The sequence below is a fragment of the Actinoplanes sp. NPDC048791 genome (assembly GCF_040650095.1).
Taxonomy (GTDB): Bacteria; Actinomycetota; Actinomycetes; order Mycobacteriales; family Micromonosporaceae; genus Actinoplanes.
This window is the reverse complement of record NZ_JBEZGQ010000543.1, coordinates 1-5765: the sequence shown is the minus strand read 5'-3', so window position 1 is coordinate 5765 and position 5765 is coordinate 1. Positions and strand designations below refer to the sequence as shown.

General features: G+C 70.5%; 5 protein-coding genes. 1 reads left to right on the top strand and 4 read right to left on the bottom strand.

What is annotated here, in order from left to right:
- Positions 1-1110, top strand: a 1110-nt coding sequence (locus tag AB0C29_RS30515; protein ID WP_360827311.1) for an ABC transporter ATP-binding protein, incomplete at its 5' end; no start/stop codon positions are given.
- Here the strand turns inward: AB0C29_RS30515 and AB0C29_RS30510 are convergent.
- The 4 genes from AB0C29_RS30510 to AB0C29_RS30495 form a co-directional block, all read right to left on the bottom strand.
- Positions 1082-1828 (bottom strand): AAA family ATPase, encoded by a 747-nt coding sequence (locus AB0C29_RS30510; protein WP_360827308.1) that lies wholly within the window; start codon positions 1826-1828, stop codon positions 1082-1084. The genes AB0C29_RS30515 and AB0C29_RS30510 overlap by 29 nt on opposite strands.
- 62 nt (positions 1829-1890) lie before the next feature.
- Positions 1891-2064: a hypothetical protein gene (locus AB0C29_RS30505; RefSeq protein ID WP_360827305.1), complete on the bottom strand. Its 174-nt coding sequence runs from the start codon at positions 2062-2064 to the stop codon at positions 1891-1893.
- 68 nt (positions 2065-2132) lie between these two features.
- A complete protein-coding gene (locus tag AB0C29_RS30500; protein ID WP_212991121.1) occupies positions 2133-2312 on the bottom strand; it encodes a DUF6104 family protein in 180 nt (59 codons plus the stop codon).
- 59 nt (positions 2313-2371) lie between these two features.
- The coding region (locus AB0C29_RS30495) for a multifunctional oxoglutarate decarboxylase/oxoglutarate dehydrogenase thiamine pyrophosphate-binding subunit/dihydrolipoyllysine-residue succinyltransferase subunit (protein ID WP_360827302.1) at positions 2372-5765 on the bottom strand (3394 nt) is incomplete at its 5' end.

Genomic DNA, 5765 nt, shown 5'->3' with positions numbered 1-5765 from the left:
GCCGCGGCCCGCCGCCGGGAGGAGATCCCGCTGCGCCGCGCCGAGCTGGCCGGTCTCGGCCTGCGGCTGGCCGGCCAGCTGATCTTCGCCTTCGGGTACGTGGCCGCGGTCGTGCTCGTGGTCCGGTCCGCGATCGCGGGGGAGCGGTCCGTCGGCGACGTCGTCCTGGTCATCACGCTGGCCGTGCAGACCAACGCCCAGGCGGCCGGTGCGGTCGCTGTCGCGGGGTCGCTGCAACGCAACGCCCGCGCGCTGGCCCGGGTGCGCTGGCTGCGCCGGGAGTCGGCCGGCTCGGCGGATCCGATCGTGCCGGATCGTCCGGTGCCGGCCACCCTGCGCGACGGCATCGCGCTCGACGGGGTCGCGTTCCGCTATCCCGGCACCGACACGGACGTGCTGCGGGACGTGACGGTCCGCATCCCGGCCGGTGCCACCGTGGCCGTCGTCGGCGACAACGGCGCCGGCAAGTCCACGCTGGTCAAGCTGTTGTGCCGGTTCTATCGCCCGACCGCGGGCACGATCACCGTCGACGGCGTGGACCTGCGCCGGATCGACCCGGCCGGCTGGCGGGATCGCATCGCGGCCGGCTTCCAGGATTTCGTGAAGCTCGACGCGCCGGCCCGGGAGAGCATCGGGGTGGGCGATCTGCCCCGCATCGCCGACCCCGGGGCAGTGCCCGCGGCCGTGCACCGGGCGGACGCGCAGGTGGTCGTCGACCGCCTCCCGAACGGGCTGGACTCGCACCTCGGCAAGTCCTACGAGGACGGTGCGGAGCTGTCCGGCGGCCAGTGGCAGCGGGTGGCGCTGAGCCGGGCGATGATGCGTGACGAGCCGCTCCTGCTGCTGCTGGACGAGCCGACCGCGGCGCTGGACCCGCTGACCGAGCACGCCCTCTTCGAGCGCTACGCGCGCTCGGCCCGCGAGGTCGGCGGCCGCACCGGGGGCATCACGGTCCTGGTCTCGCACCGCTTCTCCACCGTACGGATGGCCGACCTGATCCTGGTCGTGGCGGACGGCCGGATCGCCGAAGCGGGCAGCCACCAGGAGCTGATGGCCCGCGACGGCCTCTACGCCGAGCTGTTCACCCTCCAAGCGGAGGCGTACCGGTGAACAGGGCGTGCAGATAACCCTCGGGCCGGTCCAGGAAACGCTTCCAGTGCACCACGATCTCCAGCTCGTCCCAGGTCACCTTGCGGATGCCCTGCCCGCTCAGCTCGAGGATGGTCGCCCCGGGCAGGGCGGTCAGCAGCGGCGAATGGGTCGCCACGACAACCTGGGCGCCGTCCGCGCGCAGCGTGTCCAGTCGGGACAGCAGGCCCAGCGTGGACGTGAACGACAGCGGTGCCTCCGGCTCGTCCATCAGATAGAAGCCGTAGCCGTGGAACTTGCGGTCGAGCAGCTCCAGGAAGCCCTCGCCGTGGCTGCGCTCGTGCAGGTCGGCGTCCGGCCCGCCGGACAGCCCCTCCAGGTACGTGTACAGCCCGTGCATCGTCTCGGCCCGCAGGAAGTACGAGTTCACCATCCGGCCCGGCGTGCGGATCACCCGAAGCGCCGACCCCAGCGCCGACTCGGTGGCCCGGGTGCTGTGCCGCGCCGACCGCGACCCGCCCTCCGGGTTCAGCCCGTGCACGGCGGCCAGCGCCTCGATGAGGGTCGACTTGCCCGAGCCGTTCTCGCCGACCACGAAGGTCACGCCGGCCGGGAGGTTGAGGCCGTGGTCGAGGATGGCGCTGATCGCCGGGATCTGCGCCCACCAGGCGTCACGGTCGATCTCGGCGCCGGGATCCGCCTCGATCCGCCGGATCGGCCGGCCCGCCTCCCTGCCCACCGCGACCACACCTCAACCTAGCCTGCTCCGCACGACGACAGGAGACCATGGTGGCCAAGCCGCTACCGCCCGACGAGGACGACTGGACGACCGTGCTGCTCGGCCTTGGGCTCCTCATGACCGTCGGGGGCATCGCCGTCAAGCTGACCGCGGCCGACAAGGCCGAGCGCCTGCGCACGAACGGCGTGGTGACCACGGCGACGCTCGCGGATTTCCAAGATCAGAACAAGGCGCACCAGACGAACGTCGAACTTCTGGGTGCGAGTGCACATCGACCGCCCGGTCCGCCGTTCACGCTGAGGTCCTACTCGTCGTCGTCCTCGTCGTCGCGGGCCAGCCAGGTGGCGAAGCGCTCGATGGCCGTCTCGAACTCCGGGTGGGCGTCGACGAAGTTCTTCAGCTGGTCGCCGACCCATTCCAGGGTCACGGACTCCTCGCCGCGCCGCTCGACGAGTTCCTCGATGCCACGATCGGTGAAGTACATGTCCGGATAGTAAGCGGGGGCGTTCCGCCGCAGCGAAACGCCCCCGACTGCTCAGTGCGTCACGGCCGGGGCAGGGCCGCCTCGACCAGGGCCGACTGCTCGGCGTCGTGCAGCTTCGCCGAGCCGACCGCCGGGGCGGCCGCGGCGGGCCGCGAGATGCGGCGCAGGCGTACGCCTTCCAGGTGCTCCAGCAGGTTGAGCGCCACGAACGACCAGGCGCCCTGGTTGGCCGGCTCCTCCTGCACCCACGCGAAGTCCTCCGCGTTCGGGTACTGGTTGAGGACCGCCTTGAGCTCCTCGACGGGCAGCGGGTAGATCTGCTCCATCCGGATGATCGCCGTGTCGGTGCTGCCGCGCTCGGCCCGGGCCTGGAACAGGTCGTAGTAGACCTTGCCCGAGCAGAGCAGGACCCGCTTGACCGCGCCGGCGTCCAGCGGCGTGCCGTTGATCCCGGCGTCGGCGATGATCGGCTGGAACCGGCCGTTGGTGAAGTCGGCGACCGACGACACCGCCAGCTTGTGCCGCAGCAGCGACTTAGGCGAGAAGACGATCAGCGGCTTGCGCTTGGGCGACAGGGCCTGACGGCGCAGCAGGTGGAAGTAGTTCGCCGGGGTGGTCGGGTTGGCCACGCGCATGTTGTCCTGCGCGCACAGCTGCAGGAAACGCTCCGGGCGGCCGGACGAGTGGTCCGGGCCCTGGCCCTCCTGGCCGTGCGGGAGCAGCAGCACCAGCGACGACTGCTGGCCCCACTTGACCTCGCCGGACGAGATGAACTCGTCGACGATCGACTGGGCGCCGTTGACGAAGTCACCGAACTGCGCCTCCCAGAGCACCAGCGCCTCGGGGTTCTCGACCGAGTAGCCGTACTCGAAGCCCATCGCCGCGTACTCGCTGAGCAGCGAGTCGTGGGCGAAGAAGCGGGCGTTGCCGGTCGCCAGCGTGGACAGCGGCAGGAAGTCGTTGCCCGTCTTCGAGTCGACGATCGCGGCGTGCCGGGAGGTGAACGTGCCGCGGCGCGAGTCCTGACCGGCCAGGCGCACGGTGACGCCCTGGCTCAGCAGCGAGCCGAAGGCGATCAGCTCGCCCATGCCCCAGTCGATGCCGCCGTCGGTGGCCATCTTGGCCCGCCGGTCCAGCAGCTGCTGGACCCGCTTGTGCGGGGTGAAGCCCTCCGGCAGGTCGAGGTGGGCCTGGCCCACCGCCTGCACGCCGGCCGCGTCGATCGCGGTGTCGACCTGCGGCTCCGGCTCGTCGGTGGCCGAGCGCTGCGCCCGCGGCGGGGAGCCGGCGGTGTCCCGGGTGTCCTTGAAGACCTTCTCCAGCTGCGCCTGGTAGTCGCGCAGCTGCTCCTGGGCGTCGTCCACGGTCAGGTCACCGCGGCCGATGAGCTCCTCGGTGTAGAGCTTGCGGACCGAACGCTTGGTGTCGATGATCTGGTACATCCGCGGGTTGGTCATCGACGGGTCGTCGCCCTCGTTGTGCCCGCGGCGGCGGTAGCAGACCAGGTCGATGACGACGTCCTTGTTGAACGCCTGGCGGTACTCGAACGCCAGCCGGGCCACCCGGACGACGGCCTCGGGGTCGTCGCCGTTCACGTGGAAGATCGGCGCCTGGATCATGCGGGCCACGTCGGTCGAGTAGAGCGACGAGCGGCTGTACTCCGGGGCGGTGGTGAAGCCGACCTGGTTGTTGACGACCACGTGCACCGTGCCGCCGGTGCGGTACCCGCGCAGCTGGGAGAGGTTGAGCGTCTCGGCGACCACGCCCTGGCCGGCGAACGCGGCGTCGCCGTGGATCAGGACCGGCAGCACCGTGTAGCCGTGCAGGCCCAGGTCGAGGCGGTCCTGCTTGGCCCGGACGATGCCTTCCAGCACCGGGTCCACGGCCTCCAGGTGCGACGGGTTGGCCACCACGCTGACGGTCGTCGCGCTCTCGCCGTCCGGCGTCGTGTACTTGCCCGTCTGGCCCAGGTGGTACTTGACGTCACCGGAGCCGTGGGCCGACTTCGGGTCCATCTGGCCCTCGAACTCGTTGAAGATCTTCCCGTACGGCTTGCCGACGATGTTCGCGAGCACGTTGAGCCGGCCGCGGTGCGCCATGCCGATGACCATCTCGTCCAGGCCACCCTCGGCGGACGCCTGCAGCACCTCGTCCAGCAGCGGGATCAGCGACTCGCCGCCCTCGAGCGAGAAGCGCTTCTGCCCGACGTACTTGGTCTGCAGGAACGTCTCGAACGCCTCGGCCGCGTTCAGCCGGTTGAGGACGTGCTTCTGCTCCTCCGGCGACGGCTTGGTGTACTTGATCTCGATCCGGTCCTGGATCCAGCGCCGCTCCTCCGGGCCCTGGATGTGCATGTACTCGATGCCGACCCGGCGGCAGTAGGTGTCGCGCAGGACGCCGAGCACGTCGCGCAGCTTCATCTTCTGCTTGCCGGCGAAGCCGCCGACCGGGAAGGTCCGGTCCAGGTCCCACAGGGTCAGCCCGTGCTGGAGCACGTCCAGGTCGGGGTGCCGGCGGATCTCGAACTCGAGCGGGTCGGTGTCGGCCATCAGGTGACCGCGCACCCGGTACGCGTGGATCAGCTCGACCACCCGCGCGGCCTTGTCGATCTGCCCCTCGGAGGTCCGGGCCACGTCGCGCACCCAGCGCACCGGCTCGTACGGGATCCGCAGCGAGGTGAAGATGTCGTCGTAGAAGGCGTGCTCGCCGAGCAGGAACTCGTGGATCGCCTTGAGGAACTCGCCGGACTGCGCACCCTGGATGACCCGGTGGTCGTAGGTGCTGGTCAGCGTGGTGACCTTGCTGACGCCGTGCTCGGTGAGCGTCTCGTCGGACATGCCGGAGTACGGCGCCGGATACTCCATCGCGCCGACGCCGATGATGGCGCTCTGCCCGGCCATCAGCCGGGGGATGGAGTGCACGGTGCCGATGCCGCCGGGGTTGGTCAGCGAGATCGTGGTGCCGGAGTAGTCGTCCATGGTCAGCTCGTTGCGGCGGGCCCGGCGGACCACGTCCTCGTACGCCTGCCAGAACTTGCGGAAGTCCATCGTCTCGCAGTTCTTGATGGACGGCACGACCAGCGTACGGGTGCCGTCCTTCTTGGCGAGGTCGATGGCGATGCCCAGGTTGATGTGCTCGGGCTGGACCATGGCCGGCTTGCCGTCCACCTCGGCGAAGGAGTTGTTCATCTCCGGGTGCGCCATGACCGAGCGGACCAGCGCCCAGCCGATGAGGTGGGTGAAGCTGACCTTGCCACCGCGGCCCCGGGCCAGGTGGTTGTTGATCACGATGCGGTTGTCGACCAGGAGCTTGGCCGGGACGGCGCGCACCGAGGTCGCGGTGGGCACCTCCAGCGAGGCGTCCATGTTCTGCACGATCCGGGCCGCGACCCCGCGCAGCGTGGTGACCTTGGCGCCGGCCGCGGGGGCCGGCGCCGGTGCCTGCTTGGCCGGG

Excerpts from the sequence above, each read along its gene's own strand:
- AB0C29_RS30500 (WP_212991121.1), bottom strand. The coding sequence starts at position 2,312 with ATGTACTTCACCGATCGTGGCATCGAGGAACTCGTCGAGCGGCGCGGC.